This is a genomic window from Nocardioides sp., from assembly GCF_050246775.1.
In the GTDB taxonomy this organism is placed as follows: Bacteria; Actinomycetota; Actinomycetes; order Propionibacteriales; family Nocardioidaceae; genus Nocardioides.
Genome location: NZ_JBFWVK010000001.1, coordinates 960,398 through 979,746, shown reverse-complemented (window position 1 = coordinate 979,746; position 19,349 = coordinate 960,398). Strand labels below are relative to the sequence as shown.

General features: G+C 70.2%; 13 protein-coding genes. 10 read left to right on the top strand and 3 right to left on the bottom strand.

Annotated features, from left to right (window positions below):
• The first annotated feature begins 54 nt into the window (after nt 1-54).
• From AB7I40_RS04625 to AB7I40_RS04605, 5 genes are read left to right on the top strand one after another with little or no spacing between them, the layout of a single operon-like run.
• Nucleotides 55-1,737, top strand: coding sequence for an alpha/beta hydrolase (locus AB7I40_RS04625; protein ID WP_428343871.1), 1,683 nt, complete (start codon nt 55-57; stop codon nt 1,735-1,737).
• A 59-nt stretch (nt 1,738-1,796) separates the two neighbouring features.
• A complete protein-coding gene (locus tag AB7I40_RS04620) occupies nt 1,797-3,017 on the top strand; it encodes a hypothetical protein (RefSeq protein ID WP_428343870.1) in 1,221 nt (406 codons plus the stop codon).
• 50 nt (nt 3,018-3,067) lie between these two features.
• On the top strand, nt 3,068-3,694 hold the full coding sequence (locus tag AB7I40_RS04615) for a DUF4203 domain-containing protein (protein ID WP_428343869.1): 627 nt from the start codon (nt 3,068-3,070) through the stop codon (nt 3,692-3,694).
• Between the two features lie 14 nt (nt 3,695-3,708).
• Nucleotides 3,709-5,208 carry a leucyl aminopeptidase gene (locus AB7I40_RS04610; RefSeq protein WP_428343868.1) on the top strand — a complete coding sequence of 500 codons (1,500 nt, stop codon included), beginning with the start codon at nt 3,709-3,711 and terminating at the stop codon, nt 5,206-5,208.
• A complete protein-coding gene (locus tag AB7I40_RS04605) occupies nt 5,205-6,956 on the top strand; it encodes an SLC13 family permease (RefSeq protein WP_428343867.1) in 1,752 nt (583 codons plus the stop codon). Before AB7I40_RS04610 ends, AB7I40_RS04605 begins: the two co-directional genes overlap by 4 nt.
• A gap of 27 nt (nt 6,957-6,983) precedes the next feature.
• Here the strand turns inward: AB7I40_RS04605 and AB7I40_RS04600 are convergent, their stop codons facing one another.
• The 3 genes from AB7I40_RS04600 to AB7I40_RS04590 all read right to left on the bottom strand — a co-directional run bounded on the left by AB7I40_RS04600 (nt 6,984) and on the right by AB7I40_RS04590 (nt 13,539).
• Nucleotides 6,984-7,481, bottom strand: a complete 498-nt coding sequence (locus AB7I40_RS04600) for a hypothetical protein (RefSeq protein ID WP_428343866.1) — start codon at nt 7,479-7,481, stop codon at nt 6,984-6,986.
• Nucleotides 7,482-7,551: 70 nt separating this feature from the next.
• On the bottom strand, nt 7,552-7,821 hold the full coding sequence (locus tag AB7I40_RS04595) for an SHOCT domain-containing protein (protein ID WP_428343865.1): 270 nt from the start codon (nt 7,819-7,821) through the stop codon (nt 7,552-7,554).
• A 165-nt stretch (nt 7,822-7,986) separates the two neighbouring features.
• On the bottom strand, nt 7,987-13,539 hold the full coding sequence (locus AB7I40_RS04590) for a carboxyl transferase domain-containing protein (protein WP_428343864.1): 5,553 nt from the start codon (nt 13,537-13,539) through the stop codon (nt 7,987-7,989).
• A 148-nt stretch (nt 13,540-13,687) separates the two neighbouring features.
• On the opposite strand from AB7I40_RS04590, the gene AB7I40_RS04585 reads away from it, so the two are divergent.
• The 5 genes from AB7I40_RS04585 to AB7I40_RS04565 all read left to right on the top strand — a co-directional run bounded on the left by AB7I40_RS04585 (nt 13,688) and on the right by AB7I40_RS04565 (nt 19,323).
• Nucleotides 13,688-14,941 carry a hydroxyacid-oxoacid transhydrogenase gene (locus AB7I40_RS04585; protein WP_428343863.1) on the top strand — a complete coding sequence of 418 codons (1,254 nt, stop codon included), beginning with the start codon at nt 13,688-13,690 and terminating at the stop codon, nt 14,939-14,941.
• Nucleotides 14,942-15,019: 78 nt separating this feature from the next.
• Nucleotides 15,020-16,063 carry a 2Fe-2S iron-sulfur cluster-binding protein gene (locus tag AB7I40_RS04580; RefSeq protein ID WP_428343862.1) on the top strand — a complete coding sequence of 348 codons (1,044 nt, stop codon included), beginning with the start codon at nt 15,020-15,022 and terminating at the stop codon, nt 16,061-16,063.
• 44 nt (nt 16,064-16,107) lie between these two features.
• Nucleotides 16,108-17,448, top strand: coding sequence for an MFS transporter (locus tag AB7I40_RS04575; RefSeq protein ID WP_428343861.1), 1,341 nt, complete (start codon nt 16,108-16,110; stop codon nt 17,446-17,448).
• 107 nt (nt 17,449-17,555) lie between these two features.
• Entirely contained in the window at nt 17,556-18,224 is a 669-nt protein-coding gene (locus AB7I40_RS04570; protein WP_428343860.1) for a response regulator transcription factor, read from the top strand.
• On the top strand, nt 18,205-19,323 hold the full coding sequence (locus tag AB7I40_RS04565; protein WP_428343859.1) for a sensor histidine kinase: 1,119 nt from the start codon (nt 18,205-18,207) through the stop codon (nt 19,321-19,323). The genes AB7I40_RS04570 and AB7I40_RS04565 overlap by 20 nt, the downstream gene beginning before the upstream one ends.
• Nucleotides 19,324-19,349: the final 26 nt, after the last annotated feature.

Sequence of the window (19,349 nt, the reverse complement as noted above, 5' to 3'; positions counted from 1 at the left end):
GTAGAGTACGCCGGCGAACCACACCTCTGGCCGCACCCACCCCAAGGACACCGCGTGGACCGATCGGCCGTCGAGACCGTCCGCCGCACCCGGGACCGTCTGGTCAGCTCGGTGCTGCGCCGCTGCCGCTACGACCTTCCCGGCCTGTGGGTCGCGCTCGTCCTCGCGCTCCTCTCGTTCACCCCCTCCCTGTTGCCCCGCCCACCCGAGTTCCAGGGCTTCCTGGTCGGTGTGAACGCTGCCATCGGCTACGGGATCGGGGTGATCGGGGCGTGGATGTGGCGCGAGTTCGCCGACCGCACCCGACTGCCCAGCCGTGCGCTGTCCTGGCGGATCCTCGCCGGGACCTCCGTCGCGGCCGGGCTGCTCGCCATCGTGGTGGGGGAGCGGTGGCAGCGCGAGCTGCGTGACCTCGTCGGCGTGGCCGAGGTGAGCTGGTGGCGGCTCCTGCTGATCGTGCCGATCGCCGCCGTGGTCTTCGTGCTGCTGGTCGCGATCGGCCGCACCTTCCGCGCGGCCTACCGTCGCCTGGCCTCCCGGCTCCAACGCCGGATGGGTGATCGCGCCGCCCGGGCGCTCGGCCTGGTGGTCCTGGTGCTCGGCACCGCCCTGATCTTCAGCGGGGTGCTGTGGGACGCGGCCATCCGGCTGGCGGACCAGACCTATGCCCTCAACGACCTGACCACCCCCTCGGAGATCGACCAGCCCACCAGCGAGCTGCGCTCCGGCGGCCCCGGCTCCCTGCTCGACTGGGACACCATGGGCCGCGAGGGCCGCATCTTCGCCGCCAGCGGCCCGGACGCCGCGAGCATCACCGACTTCAGCGGGCAGCCGGCCCAGGAACCGATCCGGACGTACGCCGGCCTCGCGTCGGCCGCGACCACCGAGGCCCGCGCCGAGCTCGCGGTCGACGATCTCGAGCGGGCCGGTGGCTTCGAGCGGACCAACCTGCTGGTGGTCACCACGACCGGGACCGGCTGGGTCGAACCGAGCTCGGTGGCCAGCTTCGAGTACCTCACCGGAGGTGACTCCGCCACGGTGTCGATGCAGTACTCGCACCTTCCCAGCTGGCTGTCGTTCCTGGTGGACCAGAGCCGGGCCCGGGATGCGGGTCGCCAGCTCTTCGATGCGGTCTACGAACGCTGGTCGGCGCTGCCCGCAGGCGACCGGCCGCGACTCTACGTCTTCGGCGAGAGCCTGGGCTCCTTCGGCGGGGAGACCGCGTTCAGCGGCGAGTCCGACCTGCGCAACCGCATCGACGGGGCACTGTTCGTCGGCCCGCCCAACTTCAACCCGATGTACCGCGAGTTCGTCGACCAGCGCGACGCCGGCAGCCCCGAGGTCGAGCCGATCTTCCGCGACGGGCGCACCATCCGATTCACCAACCGCCCACGAGACTCCATCCCCCCGGACACCCCGTGGCCCGGCACCCGCGTGCTCTACATGCAGCACCCCTCCGACCCGGTGACCTGGTGGAGCCCCGACCTGATCCTGCACCGGCCGGACTGGCTGGAGGAGCCCCGCGGCCGCGACATCCTGCCCGAGATGCGCTGGGCACCGTTCGTCACGTTCTGGCAGGTCACCGCCGACCTGCCGCTGAGCTTCACCATGCCGCCCGAGCACGGTCACACCTTCACCGGCGAGCACGTCGACGGCTGGGCCGCCGTCCTCCAACCGCCCGGGTGGACTGCGCAGCAGGCGTCGCGGCTGCGGGCCATCATCCGAAATGGGACCTGAACCAGTCCTGCCCGGCTTTCTGCTTAGATGAGCCACCGTCGGCGTACCTGGAGACCTTCATGAATGACCCCACGAATCCCGTTGTCGCGTTCGTCGTCGTCATGCTCGTGTGGACGATCAGCGACTTCGTGGCCAAGAAGACGCAGTCGCTGCTGTCGTCGCTCTTCGTGGCCTCGATCATCTTCCTCGTCGGGTTCCTGAGCGGGATCTTCCCCGAGGACCTCTTGGCGCAGTCGTCCCTGCTGGCCCTGGCCGGCGTCGTCGTGGGCTTCATCATCGTCCACCTCGGGACCATGATCAGCCTCGACGACTTCAAGAAGCAGTGGAAGACCCTGCTCGTCGGCATCGCCACCGTCCTGGGCATCGGCGTGGCGCTGCTCATCGCCAGCCTGATCTTCGGCAATGACGTCAGCGGCAGCGCTGCGGACGGCTACGCCCAGAGCATCGACTTCGTGGTGGCCGGGACCGGTGCGCTGAGCGGCGGCACGATCTCGGTCCTCATCGTCCAGGAGGCCGCCCTCGGGGTGGGGCTGACCAGCATCGCGGTCTTCCCGGTGTTGATCGCAGCGCTCCAGGGACTCATCGGCTTCCCGCTCACCTCGCTCATCCTGCGCAAGGAGGCGGCTCGCCTGCGCGACGAGTACCGCGCCGGCAACCTGGCCCCGGTGGTCGTGGACACCGAGGAGGACGCCGCGACCTCCCTGTTGCCCGATGCCCTGCGCACGACGGCCGGCACGCTGTTCGTCACCGGGCTCGTGGTGCTGGCCAGCCTGGGCATCAACAACCTCACCAACGGCGTGCTCAACACCTTCGTGGTCGCCCTGGTCTTCGGCATCGCGTTGCGCACCCTGGGGGTCTTCAAGCCCTCCGTCCTCGGCGGCATCGACTCCTTCGGGCTCATGATGATCGCGATCATGATCCTGGTGTTCGGTCCCCTGGCCACGGTGGAGCCCTCCGACGTCAAGGCACTGGCCTGGCCCCTGCTGCTGGCCTTCGTCTTCGGGGTGGCCGGGATCGCCGGCTTCTCCGCCCTGGTCGGCAAGCTGCTCGGCTACAGCGTCCCGATGTCCGTGGCGATCGGGCTGACCTCGCTCTACGGTTTCCCCGGGACGATGATCCTGTCCCAGGAGGCCGCCAAGGGTGCGGGGGAGACCCCCGAGGAGGTCGCTGCCATCGAGGGGCAGATCCTGCCCAAGATGATCGTTGCCGGGTTCTCCACGGTGACCATCACCTCGGTCATCCTCACGAGCATCATCGCCGGCCGGATCGGCACCGGGTGATGTTTCGATACAGGTGTCCGGCCGACGATCTTTGCCGCTAGGTTGACCCCATGCAGGACATTGCGCTCGGCATCCTGGCGATTCTCGCCGGTGCCTTCTTCTGTTTCCGCGGCCAGCTGGTCCTCCGCTTCGTGATCCCGATCTGGGGCGCCTTCGCAGGCTTCAGCCTCGGGGCCGGACTGGTGGCCAGCATCACCGGCGACCACTTCCTCGGCACGGTCCTGGGATGGTCGCTCGGCCTCGTCTTCGCGCTCGTCTTCGCGATCTTCGCCTATCTCTACTACGCCGTCGGGGTGGTCATCGCGATGGCCTCGATCGGCTTCGCACTGGGGGCGACCCTCATCGTCGCCCTCGGGGTGGACTGGAACTGGGTGATCATCCTGGTCGGCATCGTCGTGGGTGCCCTGCTCGCGATCCTGGCCATTGTGACCAACCTGCCGATGCTGCTCCTGATCCTCCTGAGCGCCTTCGGTGGCGCCAGCGTCGCGGTCACCGGCCTCATGCTCCTGTTCGGTGTCGTGGACTCGGCCGACTTCAACGACGAGGCCTTCACCAGCCGGATCCACGATGACTGGTGGTGGTACCTCCTCTTCCTGGTGCTGGCGATCGCCGGTGCCCTGTCGCAGTCCCGCGATGCTGCTGCCCTGCGCCGCAGCATGCGGGAGAGCTGGTCCTAGAAAGGAACGCCGAGATGACCTTGGCCCAGGGGTTCGATCCCCTTCCCTCACTGCAGCGCACCACCCGGGTCTCGGTCGTCGGCCCCGACGACGACGTCCCGAGCGGAGCGGTCCTCGGGATCCCGGTCCCCGCCGACGGGGACGTCCCCTCAGGCCTGGGTGTCGAACGGTCCGGACTGGTGGCCAACGGGTTCACCGGCGCCGTCGGCCAGGCGCTCGTCGTACCCTCGGCCAACGGACTGCCCGTCGTCGCCGTGGGCGTCGGTGACCCCGCGACGCTCGACACCACCGGCCTGCGCGACGCCGCCGCGGCGTTCGCCCGCAGCGTCTCTGCCCACGCTGCGCTGGCCACGACCCTCGCCGACGGCACCGGTCTCGCGGCAGACGCCGCCGCCCAGGCCGTCGTCGAAGGCATCCTGCTGTCGCGCTACGAGTACGCCGCGCTCAAGAACAAGCCGTCCGTCGAGCCCCTGGCCGACCTCACGCTGATCACCTCCGACGCCGCCGGGGCGAGCGCCGGCGCAGCCCGGGGCACGACGTACTCCCGGGTGACCTCGATGGCCCGCGACCTGGCCAACAGCCCGCCCGCGCACCTGACCGCCACCCGCATGGCGCAGGCCGCCGAGACCGTGGCCGCCGACACCGGCCTGGGAGTCGAGATCTTCGACAAGGACGCCCTCGTCGAGCTCGGCTGCGGCGGCCTGCTCGGCGTCAACAAGGGCAGCAGCGAGCCGCCCCGGATGATCAAGCTGACCTACCGCCCCGCCTCGGCCGCACCGGACGCGCCGCGGCTGACGTTCGTGGGCAAGGGCATCATGTACGACTCCGGCGGCATCAGCCTCAAGCCGGCGGACGGCACCCACGCCACCATGAAGAACGACATGACCGGCGCCGGCGACGTGCTGTCCGCGATGAGCGCGCTGGCCGAGCTCGACTGCCCCACGGTGGTCACGGGCTACCTGATGTGCACCGACAACATGCCCTCCGGCACCGCCCTGGGGATGGGCGACGTGCTCACCATCCGGGGCGGTACGACGGTCGAGGTGCTCAACACCGACGCCGAGGGACGCCTGGTCATGTCCGATGCACTGGTCCTGGCCACCGAGGAGGGCGCCGACGCGATCGTCGACATCGCCACCCTCACCGGTGCGTCGATGCGGGCGCTCGGCACCGAGATCGCCACGGTCAACGGCAATCACCAGGGCCTCATCGAGCAGGTGAAGACTGCCGCTGAGCACACCGACGAGCCCGTGTGGCAGCTGCCGCTCGCCAAGCGCTACCGCCCCCAGATCGACTCCGACATCGCCGACCTCAACAACCTCGGCGGGCCCAACGCCGGTGCGATCACCGCCGCGCTCTTCCTGGCCGAGTTCGTCGGTGACACCCCCTGGGCGCACATCGACATCGCCGGCACCGCCCAGACCGACGCGGCGCAGTCGTGGCGCCCGAAGGGCTGCACCGGCTTCGGCGCCCGGCTGCTCCTCGACCTGGCGCTGTCCTTCACCAAGCCGTGAGCGACCCCGCCATTGCCTTCACCGTCCTCGGTGCGGTCATCGCACTGTTCGTGTGGAACCGCCTCCCGGTGGAGGTGGTGGCGCTGGGCTCGGCGATCGCGCTCTTCGCCACCGGCATCCTGGACCTGCAGCAGGTGTTCGCCGGGTTCGGCGACCCCACGGTCATCTTCATCGCCTCGCTCTTCGTGGTCAGTGAGGGCCTCGACGCGGCGGGGGTGCCTGCCTGGGCCGGCCAGCGCCTGATCGAGCTGGCCGGCACCGACCGCACCCGGTTGCTGGTGTTCACGATGGTGATGGTCGCCCTGCTCACGGCCCTGATCAGCGTCAACGGCGCCGTGGCCGCGCTGCTGTCGATGGTCGTGGTCGTGGCGATCCGGCTCAACCACGCCCCGTCCCAGCTGCTGCTGCCGCTGGCCTTCGCTGCCCACGCCGGTTCGATGCTGGCGCTGACCGGCACCCCCATCAACGTGATCGCCTCCGATGCGCTCTCCGATGCCACGGGCCAGACGTTCGGCTACTTCGAGTTCGCCCTCGTCGGGGTGCCGCTGCTGATCGGCACCATGCTGATCGCGGTGTTCCTGGGCCCGCGGCTGCTGCCGAACCGGACCGCGCGCACCGTGCCGACGGACCTGAGCCAGCACGCGCGCACGCTCATCAAGCAGTACCAGCTCGACGAGGGCGCCTTCCGGCTCAGCGTCCCGCCCGGGTCCACCCCGCCCACCGACCTGGCGGGCTACCCGGGGCTCACCATCGTGGGCCGCCAGCCGGACGCGCTGGTGATCCGGGCCGATCCGGAGGTGGCCCTGCGCTTCGCCGAGGAGCACGGGTTCGCGTTCCTGACCGAGCCCGTGGCCGAGCACGTCGCCGGGGCCCTGATGACCCCGGACATGGGTGTCGCCGAGGTCGTCGTCAGCCCTCGCTCCGAGCTCGTCGGCCAACACGTCTTCCCCGGGATGGTCACCCCCAGCGGGGATCTCGTCATCCTCGCGGTCCAGCGCAAGGGACACGACACCGGCCCCTCCGGCAGCACCCTGGCAGCCGGCGACACCCTGCTGGTGCAGGGCAGCTGGGAGGCGCTCTCCCGCAACGTCGACCACGACCCCGGCGTACTCGCGGTCGATTCGCTGGAGACCGTACGCCGCCAGGCCGTCCCGCTGGGCCGCAAGGCCAAGCCCGCGATCGCCGTCCTGGTGGGCATGGTGCTGATGCTGGCGCTGGGGGTCACCGCGCCCGCCGTGGTGGGGATCCTGGCTGCCGGGGCGATGATCCTGCTGCGGGTGTTGAGCGTCGAGCAGGCCTACCGCGGCATCTCGTGGACGACCGTCATCATTGTGGGCGCGATGCTGCCGCTGTCGGTGGCCCTGCAGGAGACCGGGGCGGCGGACACGATGGCCAACGGGCTGGTCAACGTCGTCGGGGACGCGGGTCCCTACGCGCTGCTCCTCGGGCTGTTCGTGATGACCGCGACGCTCGGCCAGCTGATCAGCAACACCGCGACCGCCCTGATCGTGATCCCGATCGGGATCTCGGCTGCCGCCGAGCTCGACGTCTCGGTGCAGCCCGTGCTGATGGCGGTCAGCGTCGCGGCCGCCGCTGCCTTCCTGACGCCGGTGGCCACTCCCGCGAACATGATGGTGATGGGCCCGGGTGGCTATCAGTTCGGGGACTACTGGAAGTTCGGGCTGCCCATGCTGCTGTGGTTCGGCGTGGTGTCGGTGCTTGTCGTCCCGATCTTCTGGTCGTTCTGACCCCCGCCACCCCCGCGACGAGCGTTGTCAGCGAGCGTCGCGCTTGGCCTGCCGCCGAGCCCCCTGGGCCCGGGAGGAGGCCACGTTCTTCTTCTCCACCGGCGTCCGAGGAGCCCGCTTGGTCCGTGGGGTCGGGGTGCTGTCAGCGTCGTCCGGTGCACCCGCGGGGCCGCCGCCGCCCGCGCGCGCGGCCTCGAGGCGCTCGGTCTTGAGGGCGGCGGCGCTGCGTCGCGCAGCCGCGGCGAGCGAGGTGCTGACCCGGGCCAGAGCCTCCTCGAAGACCTCTGCCTTGTCGGCGGCCCGACGGTTCCTCGGTGCGGCCTTCCCGCGGCCACCGGAGCTGGCCACCGAGGCGCTGGCACCGCGACGGTACTGCTTGACGTATTTCGTGCGGGCCCGTCTGATCCGGTCGTGCAGCTCCACCAGCTGGTCCTCGTCCAACCCGGCCAGGGCGTCCTTCTCGGTCTCCAGGAGCAGCACCGTCTCCTGCTCGGTCAGTGAGTTGAGCAACGCCTTGCTGGTCATAGGAGGCCTCCGGGTGACGTCGGTGTCCCGATAATCGTCGCAGTAGGAGACCCCGATCGCCACCAGTTGGTCAGCGCCGTTTGCTCGTGGAGGTCAGCGCGTCCATCCGCGCGGCGTACTCGGCTGGATCGATCTCGCCGTGCGCGAGCCGTTCGGCCAGCACCTGCTCGGCAACCAGCGTGTTGCTCAACGCGTGCGGGTGCGACGGCAACGGCCGGCCGCGAACCACGAGGACCGCAGCCACCACCGCGACCCCGACCACCACCACGAACAGGAGCATCATCACCAGCATCGCGGCGACGCCCCAGCCCGAACTCATGTGACCCTCGTCGAAGTACATGGCCTCACCCTCATCTGCTCTGCGCACCGGAAGACACCGGCACTGAGATGAGCGTGCGCCAGCGGCCGACCAGGACCTAGGGCACAACGGTCCAGGTCCTTGGGACGTCCTGCCCACCGGCAACGTCATAAGGTCTGGTCGTCAGGGCGACCGAGAGCTATGACGTCAGCGAGAGGCAGCGAGCCCGCGCTCGATCACCGCGATGACCTCGGGCCGCAACCGGGACGCCTCGATCACAGCATCGACCGAACCCACCTCGACGGCGCGATGAATGTTGTGGATGCCGTCGAACTCGGCGGCGACCTCGCTGATCTTCTCCGCGCGCAGCGAGGCCCTCAGGTCGGCGAGCTCGACGAGCAGCGTGGCCCGCTCCCGGCCGGAGGCGTCGGCGATCCGGGCCTCCAGCTCCTTGATGAGCGGACTCGCCGCGGCCCGCTTGTCGACCTCGCCGGAGAACACCACGGCCGCCGCCGGGGCGCCACCGAGCACCGAGGCGAAGGACCCCTCGATCGCCAGCACGGTCATCTGCGGGTTGAGCTGCTTGGAGAACACCACGAACGCGCCCCCGTGGTAGCGCGAGATCACGCAGAACACGATCGGCCCGCGGAAGTTGACGATGGCCCGGCCGATCTCGGCGCCGTACTCCAGCTGGAGGTTGCGCATCGAGTCCGGTGACCCGTCGAAGCCCGACAGGTTGGCCAGGACCACCAGCGGCCGGTTGTTGCTCGCCGCGTTGATCGCCCGCGCCGCCTTCTTCGACGACTTCGGGAACAGCGTGCCGGCCGTGTAGACGTCCGGACCGTCGGTGGGCGGGAAGCCACGCCTGGGCACGGTGCGTGACTCGATGCCCAGCAGCAGCACCGGGTGACCGCCGAGGTGGGCATCCTGTACGACGGCGGTGTCGGCGTCGGCCATGGAGGCCCAACGCTCCAGCGTCGGGTGGTCCTGGTCGGACAGCGCCCTCATGACCGTGCGGATGTCGAAGGCCTTCTTGCGGTCCTTGTTGGTCTCGGGGGAGAAGATGTCGCCCACGGTCGTGAAGTCGCTGCCCTCGAACTGGTGGGGGAACGTGGTCACGTCGCGATCCGACGGGTCCGTGGTCGGCATCCGGCGGGGACCGGCCTCCCCGGGGGCGATGTAGGTGTGCTCGTAGTGCGCCATCAGGATCCCGAAGGCGCCGGCCAGGTCGCGCGACCAGTACTGCGCCTGCCCGTTGGGGCCCATCACGCGGTCGTAGCCGCCGATGCCGAAGTTGTCCTCGGCCGAGACGCCGCCGGAGAAGTCCAACGACTGCTTGCCGGTGAGCACCATCGCGCTGTCCGGGGTCATCACCAGGATGCCCTTGGTGTGCATCAGCATGGTCGCTTCGGCGTTCCAATAGGGCTGGGCCCCGACGTTGATGCCAGCCACCACGACGTTGATCTCGCCGCCGTCCTGGGTGAACTCGACGATCCGGCGCAGGGCCGCGGCCACCCAGTCCATGTTCTCGGTGCCCGAGCCCATCGAGATGCGGGCACCGGCCGAGAGCGCGAACCACTCCACCGGCACCTTCAGCTCCTCGGCCAGGTCGATGGCCGCGATGATGCGCGAGCACTCGGGCTCCGAGACCGCGCCGAGCGCCATGGTCGGGTCGCCGCAGAGGATCACCCGCTTGACGCCCTCGGGGTGCAGGTCGGTCGGGGTGGTGACCACGCCGACGAGGATGCCGGCCTTGTTGAGCCCGGGGGCACGGTCGACGGGGACCAGCCTCCCGGTGTCGTCGAGGTCGTGCTCGACCAGGGAGCCACCGGCGCCGGTGAGCACGTCGGCGAGCTCGTAGGGGTAGACGAGACCACGGCGCCGGGCCCGCAGGACCTTCGCGGCGTAGTCGTCCAGCGGCTTGAGCCGCTCGGTGGGCGGCTCCTCGATCGTGGCCACCACGCCGGCACCCGGGCGGGCGGAGAAGCGCACCATGATCGGGACGGGCACGCCGTCCGGGCCGGCGACCCGGCCCTGGGCGGTGACCTCCTCGATGCCGGCGCCGTCACTCAGCGGGGTGATCTTGCTCTGCAGGGCGGTGAGCTGGTCGATGTCGGCATCGACCAGCGGCCAGATCTGGATCCAGACATGGTTCGTGTCGAGCTTGGTGCCCGCCGAGCCACGGGCGGTGCGGGTGCGGCGGATCGCCTCGAGACAGTTCTCCACGGCCCGCTCCGCGTGGGGCAGGGCGATGACCTTGCCCTCGTCGTTGCGCACGACGGCCAGCTGTCGCACCTGCGCCAGGGCGACCAGCCGGCGGTCGGCCGGGTTCTCGCGAGCCACGCACTCGTAGAGCAGGACGTCTTCGGGCGCCTCGATCCGGGTGACCTCGAAGCCGCGCAGGCGCCAGAGGTTCAGGCGGCGACCGACCATCGGGTGTACGCCGCGCACGAGGGTGTCCTCGAGGACCCCGACCTGGTCGGTGCCGGTGGCGGGACGGAAGGTGAAGTAGTTGACCGGGCGGTCGCCGCCGGGGCAGACGGCGATGGCGATGCGCCGCACGTCCTGGGCGAAGCCGAGCCCGCCCACCACCTTGGCGAGGGCTGCACTCTCGGCCTCGGGGGCCTCAGGCGCCTCGGGCCAGTGCAGGTAGAGGTCGACGACCGCTTCGTGCCCGGCACTGCGCGCGGCCACCTCGGCGCTCAGGCCGGCCTCGAGCTCACTCGAGCCTGCCTCCAGCTCGGCCACCGTGCCGATGGTGGAGATCAGGTGGCTGGGCCGGTCGTCCAGGGTGTAGTCGGCGATCACGAACGGCCGCGCTGCCACGCGGGTGGAGCGCAGTTCGTGGAGGTCGAACTCCCGGTAGTGGCGCTTGACCAGCACCTCCAACATCGGCTCCTGCTCCGGGATGCCGGCCTCCAGGCGCTCGGCGAGGAAGGCCACGATCTGCTCGGGGATGGCGGCCAGCGCCTCGATCCGCTCAGCGTGGTCGGGGGTGTCGGGGTTCGCGGCGAGGTCGGTCACCTCGGCCCGGACCCCGGCCACGACGCTCAGCCGCTCGGCGTCGACCAGCGGCTGGTCGAACCAGCGGAAGCGCACGCTGCGCGCCAGGTCACCGATGACCGGGAAGCGGAGCTGCGTGGCGCGCACCAGTCGGTCCAGAAGCTGGCGTACGGCGCGGGCCAGCTCAGCCGGAGGCGCGGGCTCGTCACTCCAGCGCTGCAGCAGCGTGATGACCACTTGGGCGTCGGCCGCCGAGCGCTGGGCCAGGAAGATCCGGAAGACCGCGTCCTGCAATGCCGGAGTGGGCTCCAGGTCGGTCACCCCGTAGTGGCCCAGCACCGTGCTCAGGCGGGTGCTGAACGACTCCGGGAGGCCGCCGCGCTCGACGTCGAGGCTCTGCAGGTAGGTGTGGAAGTGCTCGCGCGAGCTGTGCACCCGCAGCTCGGTGTGCTGCTCCTCCGCAGCCGGCCGGTTGCGGCTCAGCTCGGCCAGGTCGGCGAAGACACCGAGCAGCTCGATCTCGTCGGGCACCACCGGGGTGCCCTCGGCGCGCAGCACCTCGCGGGCGCTGAGGTAGTCGGCCAACGTCGCGCCGGCGTTGCTCTCGTCGATGTCGAACCCGAGCATGGTCGCCATCAGGTGGGCGCGACCCAGCTCGGCCCGCTCGGTCGCCGAGCGCTCCGCAGCCGGGGCGGGCAGGTCCAGCCCCGGACCCGAGGACTCGACCTCGGCGACTGCCCCGGCGCCCTCGTCGGCCTCGACCGGTTCGAGCCGGACCAGCGGCGCGCCCGTCTCGACCTGGCTGCCCGTCATCACCAGCAGTTCCTTGACCCGGGCGGGGAAGGGGGCGTGCAGGACCGTCTCCATCTTCATGGACTCCAGCACCAGCACCGGCGCACCCTGGGCCAGGATCTCGCCGACAGCAGCCGGCGTGGCCACCACCAGAGCCGGGGACGGCGAGCGCATCACGCCGCCCTCGTCACGGCTGACGTGGTGGGTGACCCCGTTGACCTCGACCAGGTGGGTCGGGCCGTACGTCGCGGTCACGACCCGGTAGCGGACCCCGTTGACGACCAGCCGCCCGTGGAACTCGTCGATGCGCTCGACCTCGACGTCGACGACCTCCTCGGCCTCACCTTCGGCGACCGTGACCCGGAACCGGTCCTGGCCGGTCTGCAGCGCGGTGACGCGATAGGTGGTGCCGCGCAGCTTCAGGTCGACCGGGCGCCCGATCTCGTGCTGCACCTGCGGTCGCCCGCCATGAGCGGTCTCGAGCAGCCGGGCGATCTCCACGGTCAGCTGGTCGTCGTACGCCTCGATCGCGGCAGCGACCAGGGCGACGCCGGAGTGGGCGTGGGCGACCAGCCGGCCCTCAGCGCGCACCCGGTCGATCCAGCCGGTGTCGGCCCAGACCTTGGTGGTCGGGCCTGTCGAAACCCCTGTGGTGACCTCGGGCTGGTCGAGCAGCTCGAGGATGAAGCTCTTGTTGGTGGCGCCACCCTCGATCACGACGGTGGTGTCGCCCATCGCCCGGCGCAGGCGGCCGAGCGCCTCGTCCCGGGTGCGGCCGTAGGCGATGATCTTGGCGATCATCGAGTCGAAGTCGGCCGGGATCGTGTCGCCCTCGCCGACCCCGGTGTCGACGCGGATCCCCGGGCCGGCCGGGAGCTCCAGCAGCGCGATGCGGCCCGGTGCGGGCGCGAAGTCGCGGTCGGGGTCCTCGGCGTTGAGCCGGGCCTCCACGGAGTGCCCCTTCTCGGCCGGCTTCTCGCCCTCGAGGCGGCCGCCGGCAGCGACGTGGATCTGGGCCTTGACCAGGTCGAGGTCGGTGGTGACCTCGGTGATGGTGTGCTCCACCTGGAGGCGGGTGTTGACCTCGAGGAAGGCGAACACCTGCGACTCGGGGTGGTAGAGGAACTCGACGGTGCCCGCGCCTGCGTAGTCGACCGCCAGCGCCAGCCGTTCGGCCGACTCCTTGAGGTGGGCGGTCTGCTCCGGTGAGAGCAGGGGAGAGGCGGACTCCTCGATCACCTTCTGGTTGCGGCGCTGCACCGAGCAGTCGCGTACGCCGACCGCCCACGCGGTGCCCTGCCCGTCGGCGATGACCTGGACCTCCACGTGGCGGGCGCCGGTGACCAGGCTCTCCAGGAAGACGGCCCCGTTGCCGAAGGCGCGCTGCGCCTCGTCGCGGGTGCGCTGGTAGACGTCCTCGAGCTCGGCGGCGTCCTCCACCTTGCGGATGCCCCGACCGCCGCCACCCGCGGTCGCCTTGAGCATCAGTGGGTAGCCGACCCGGTCGGCCGTGGCGAGTGCGTCCTCCAGGGTGTCCAGGGCGCCCCGGCTCCACGGAGCCACGGGGACGCCGACCTCCTCGGCGATCAGCTTGGAGCCGATCTTGTCGCCGAGTTGGCGCATCGCGGCTGCGCTCGGTCCGATGAAGGTGATGCCCAACCGGTCACACAGGTCCACGAACGTCGGGTCCTCCGCGACGAAGCCCCAGCCCACCCAGACGGCGTCGGCACGGGTCTCCACCAGGGCCTTCTCGAGCTTGGCCAGGTCGAGATAGGGACGCGATGCGGCCGGACCGAGCGGATAGGCGATGTCGGACTCGCGCACGAACATGGCGCTGCGCTCGGCGTCGGTGTAGAGCGCGATCGTCTGGATCTGCGCGCCACCCTCGGCGTTGATGTCGCGCACCGAGTGGATCAGCCGCATTGCGGCCTCGCCACGGTTCACGATCGCGATTCGCGAGAACATGCCTACCTCCGGTGTCCGGTCGGCCCCGATGAGGATTTCACTCGCTGCCGACGCTGCCGACGTTCCCACGTATCGGACGTTACGGGCTAGTCACAAGCCCGCAGACACGCCTGCGAGACCAGAAAAGTGGGTTCAGTAGGTTGGGGTCATGTCAGCCGAGACAGTGTTCACGTACGGCGCGCCCCAGCTGAAGTTCGGCCCGGGCGCCTCCGCCGAGGTCGGGCACGACCTGGCGGCCCTCGGGGCGGCTCGGGTCCTGGTCGTCACCGATGCCCGGGTCGCGGCCACCGGGCTGCCGCAGCGCGTGGCCGAGCAGATGCACCCGTTCGGCATCGAGACCGTGCTCTTCGACGGCAGCCGGGTCGAGCCCACGGACGAGAGCATGCGCCTGGCGATCGACTTCGCGCGGCAGTCCGGCCCCTTCGACGCCTACGTCGCGGTCGGGGGTGGCTCCAGCATCGACACCGCCAAGGCCGTCAACCTGATGACCACGAACCCCGGGGACTTGATGGACTACGTCAACGCCCCGGTGGGTGGCGGCCTCGCCCCCGCGCACCCGCTCAAGCCCCTGGTCGCCGTACCCACTACTGCCGGCACCGGCAGCGAGAGCACGACGGTGTGCGTGCTGGACATCCTGGCCCTCAAGGTCAAGACCGGCATCAGCCACCCGCGACTGCGCCCGAGCATCGCCGTCATCGACCCCGACCTGACCGTGACCGCACCGCCGGCGGTGACCGCGGCCAGCGGGATGGACATCCTGTGCCACGCCCTGGAGAGCTACACCGCCCGCGCCTACACCTCCTACGAGGCCAAGACCCCCGAGCAGCGGGTGCCCTACTGCGGAGCCAACCCGATCGCGGACATGTTCTCGGAGAAGGCGATGGCGTTGCTGGGTCGCTCGTTCCGGCGCGCGGTCCAGGACGGCGCCGACCTCGGGGCCCGCCACGACATGGCCCTGGCAGCGACGTTCGCGGGGATGGGGTTCGGCAACGCGGGGGTCCACATCCCGCATGCCAACGGCTACCCGATCGCCGGGCGGGTGCGTGCCTTCCGGCCCCCGGACTATCCCGCGGCCGAGCCGATGGTGCCGCACGGGATGTCGGTCGCCCTGACCGCGCCGGCAGCGTTCCGGTTCACCCACCCCAGCGATCCCGACCGGCACCAGCGAGCTGCCCGGCTGCTCGACCCGAGCGGCAGCGAACCGCTGTCGAGCGTGCTGATCGACCTGATGCGCGACGTCGCCATCCCCAACGGGCTCGCCGGCGTCGGCTACCTCGCCTCGGACATCGACGACCTGGTCCAGGGTGCCCTGCAGCAGCAACGGCTGCTGTCCACCTGCCCGCGTGAGGTGACCGGCGAGGACCTGGCCGCGATCTTCCACGACTCACTCGAGCTGTGGTGACCTGATGCCCGTTGAGCAGGCCCTGACGGGAGGGACCATAAGGTCGAGGGTGAGACAGGAGAGGGCAAGGGAGGGCAGATGTCGCATGCCGTGTTCCACGCGCTCACTGTCGCTGCCGTCGAGCCCCTGACCGAGGACAGCGTGCTGGTCACGTTCGAGGTTCCCGACGAGCTGCGGGCCGACTACGCCTTCACCCAGGGCCAGCACGTGGCGATCCGGTGGCACGGCGCACGTCGCAACTACTCGATCTGCTCCCCGGTCGGCGGCCCGTTGCGGATCGGCGTCAAGAGCATCCCCGACGGCGAGTTCTCCGCCTATGCCCTCGAACGGATGCGGCCCGGAGCCGTCCTGGAGGTGATGACCCCGAGCGGGCGGTTCACCACCGACCTCGACCCCCAGCACGCCACGAGCTACGCGATGATCGCAGCCGGCTCGGGGATCACACCGATCTACTCGATCCTCGCCACCATCCTCGACGTCGAGCCGGGCAGCAGGGTGACCCTGCTCTACGGCAACCGGACGCTGGGCTCGGCCATGCTCCTCGCGGAGCTGGAGGCCCTCCAGCATCAGCACCCCGATCGACTGCGCATCTCGCACTTCCTGTCCCGCGAGCCCCGCCTCCCCGAGTTGTACGCCGGGCGTCTCGACGACGCTCGCATCAGGCGCGTCGTCGTCGAGGAGGGGCTGGTCGGGAGCATCGAGGAGTGGTTCCTGTGCGGGCCGTTCGAGATGGTCACCGGGGGCCGCCAGGTCCTGATCGAGGAGGGCGTCTCCTCCGAGCACGTCCACGTGGAGCTCTTCCACGCCCAGGCGCTCGCTCGCGCCCCCGAGGTCACGGCCGGCGTGGGCTCCAAGGTCACTGCCACGCTGGACGGCCGGGCCAGCCAGCTCGACGTGAGTCGCGACCAGAGTGTCCTCGATGCCATGCTCAAGGTCCGCGCCGACGCGCCGTACGCCTGCAAGGGCGGGATGTGCGGCACCTGTCGGGCCAAGGTCCTGAGCGGCCGCGTCGAGATGGCCACCAACTTCGCCCTCGAGCCCCACCAGCTCGCCGAGGGCTATGTGCTGACCTGTCAGGCCCATCCGACCACCGACGGGGTCGTGCTCGACTACGACCGGTGAGCGTGGATTCGCTCCCGACCGGCAGCGACGTTCATGATCGACTGGTGACCGAACAGATCCACACCATCGGCAGCCGCCGCGCGTGGATGATCTGGTCGGTGGGCCTGGCCGTCTACGTGCTGGCCATCTTCCACCGCAGCTCCCTGGGCGTGGCTGGCCTGATCGCCGCCGACCGGTTCGGGGTCACCGCCACCCAGCTGGCGTTCTTCACCGTGCTGCAGCTCCTGGTGTACGCCTCCTTGCAGATACCGGTCGGCGTCCTGCTGGACCGCTATGGCTCGCGCGCGATCCTGCTCACGGGTCTCGTGCTGATGACCGTCGGCCAGCTCCTCTTCGCGTTCGCCACCACCTTCGCCGCGGCCGTCGTCGCGAGGGCGATCCTGGGAGCCGGGGACGCGATGATCTTCGTGAGCGTCATCCGGCTGGTCACGCTCTGGTTCCTGGTCCGGCAGGCACCGCTTGTCACCCAGCTCACCGGCCAGGTCGGACAGCTCGGGGCGATCATCGCCGCCGCGCCGCTGTCACTGGCCCTGGCCGACCTGGGCTGGACGCGCACCTTCGCGTGGGCCTCGGCAATCGGGGTGCCGCTGATGGTGGCGGTCGCGCTGCTGGTGAAGGACTCGCCCTACCGGCGCGGGGCGGTGGTCAAGATCAAGGCTCGAGCGTTGGCCCGGTCCCTGCGTTCGGTGTGGGGCAACCCTGGCACCCGGCTGGGCATGTGGTCACACTTCACGGCGCAGTTCTCGGTCACCGTGTTCGCGATGCTGTGGGGCTTCCCGTTCCTGGTCCGCGGCCAGGGCCTGAGTACGTCGAGCGCCAGCACGCTGCTGATGGTGATGACCGGGTGGGTCGTCGTCAGTGGCCTGGTCATGGGGACCCTCGTGGCCCGCTACCCGTTCTACCGCTCCTACCTGGTGCTGGGCGTGGTCTGCTCGATGGCTGCCTGCTGGGGTGTGGTGCTGGCCCGCTCGACGCCGTCGCCGATGTGGCTGTTGGTCGTGCTGGTCTGCCTGATGGGCACCGGGGGCCCGGCCTCGATGGTCGGTTTCGACCTGGCCCGCTCGTTCAGCCCGGTGGAGACCTCCGGGCGGGCCAACGGGTTCGTCAACGTCGGGGGCTTCTCGGCCTCGCTGCTGACGATGGCGCTCATCGGCGTGGTCCTGGACTGGAGGGAGCCACGGGGCACGGGCTCCTACGACCTGGGTGACTTCCGGGTGGCGATGTCGGTGCAGTACCTCTTCTGGACCTTCGGTGCCGTCCAGATCCTGCGCTACCGACGCAAGGCCATCGCGCACCTGCACCGGGTGCACCCGGGAGCCGTGGAGAGCCTGAAGCGGGGAGAGCCCTTCGTGCACCCCGGCTTCGCGGACCGTGAAGGGGTCTAGTCAGGTGCTCCCCTAGGTCCGTATGGGTCATTGACCCGTCTCTCTGCCGCAGACTAAATGGTTATGGCCTGCTCGGGGGGCATCGGGGACCAACTGATGGAGCGGGCATGGCGCACATCCTGGTGATTGACGACGAGCCGGATCTTGTCCGGTTCGTGGCACGCGCTCTCGACGCCGACGGGCATCAGGTGACGACGGCGCTGGACGGCGCGGAGGGGCTGCAGAAGGCGATCGGCACGTCGCCGGACATGGTCGTGCTCGACCTGGTGATGCCGGGGATCGAGGGCCGGGCCGTGCTGTCCGGGCTGCTCGCCGTACGCCCTGACGCCCGGGTGCTGGTGCTGTCGGCAGATGCCGGGGTCCGAGCCCGGATCGAGGTGCTGGAGGCCGGCGCGGTGGACTTCCTCGCCAAGCCGTTCGCCACCCGAGAGCTCATCGCCAGGGTGCGGTGCCGCCTCCATCAGCAGGCGAACACCGAGCACGACCCCCAGACCCTGACAGTCGGGGGCATGTCCCTGGACCTGCGTGCGCGGCGGCTGAGGATCGACGACCGGCTGGTGGACCTGTCGCAACGGGAGTTCCTGCTGATGCAGCACCTGATGCGCCGCTCCAACCAGGTGTGCTCGCGCGAGGAGCTGCTCTCCGAGGTGTGGGGCTACTCCTTCGACCCGGCGACCAACGTCGTCGACGTCTGTGTCGGGCGGCTGCGGCAGAAGTTGCGCAGCAACCGGATCCACACCGTCCGAAACGTCGGCTATGAGCTCCAGATCGGGTGAGATCTGGTCGCGCTGGCGTGCGTGGGGGGAGACCCACACCACCCGTCAGGGACTGATCCTCGACCTCGGGCTGGCCGTGTTCGGCGCCGCCATGGTGTGGAGCATGATCGTGAGCCCCGGCCTGGAGACCGTCCCGTACCACCTGCTGTTCTTGATGTTGACGATCATCTACGGCTTCCGGGTCTGGCCGGTGCTGCCCACCACGGTGGTGGCCACCCTGGTGACGCTGGCGACCGGCGGCGTGCTCTACCTGCACTACCGGCAGGGGTTCATCGACCGGGCCGAGCTGGCCGAGGTCCTGTTGATGCCCGCCCTTCTGATGGCGATGGTGTGGCATGCTCGCCGGCGCGTGGCCGCCCAGACAGCGCTGCAGGAGATGACGGTCCAGCAACAGGCGATGATCGAGCGCGAGCATGACTTCTTCCGTGACACCGCGCACGCGATCCGGACCCCCGTCACCATCGCGCGGGGGCATCTGGAGCTGTCCGAGGAGGCCATCGAGGAGCCCCAGGCGCAGGAGGACGTGCGGGTCGCGCTGCGCCAGCTCGAACGGATGGCGGTGCTGTCCAACCGGCTGCTGGCCATCGCGCAGCTCGATGCGGGGACCAGCTTCCCGGTGGAGCAGGTGTCGTTGCGGGACTTCATCCTGGACGTCGGCGGCAACTGGGCGGCCCACACCAATCGGTCGTGGACCGTGGTGTGCCCCGACGACGCGGTCATCCTGGCGGCCCCGGACATGCTCGGGCTCGCGCTCGACGCCGTGATCGAGAACGCGGTCCACTTCACCGGGGACGGGGGCACGATCGCGCTGACCGGGAAGGTGTGGGCGAGGTACTGCACGGTCCGGGTCGCCGACGACGGCCCCGGGATCCCCCCCGAGGACCTGGGGCGCGTCTTCGAGCGCTTCTGGCACCGCCGCCCGCCCAACGGCTCGATGGGCAGCGGGCTTGGCCTTCCCATGGCGATCGCCACGGCGAGGGCGTGCGGCGGTTCCCTGCGTGCATTCAACCAGGAGGGCGGTGGGGCGGCGTTCGAGTTCGTGCTGCCCATCGCGAGCGCCACCCTGGGCGATCCGGTCCCGGCCTCCGTCTCGGCCTGAGGCCTTTCCCGCCACTGCGACCCGGG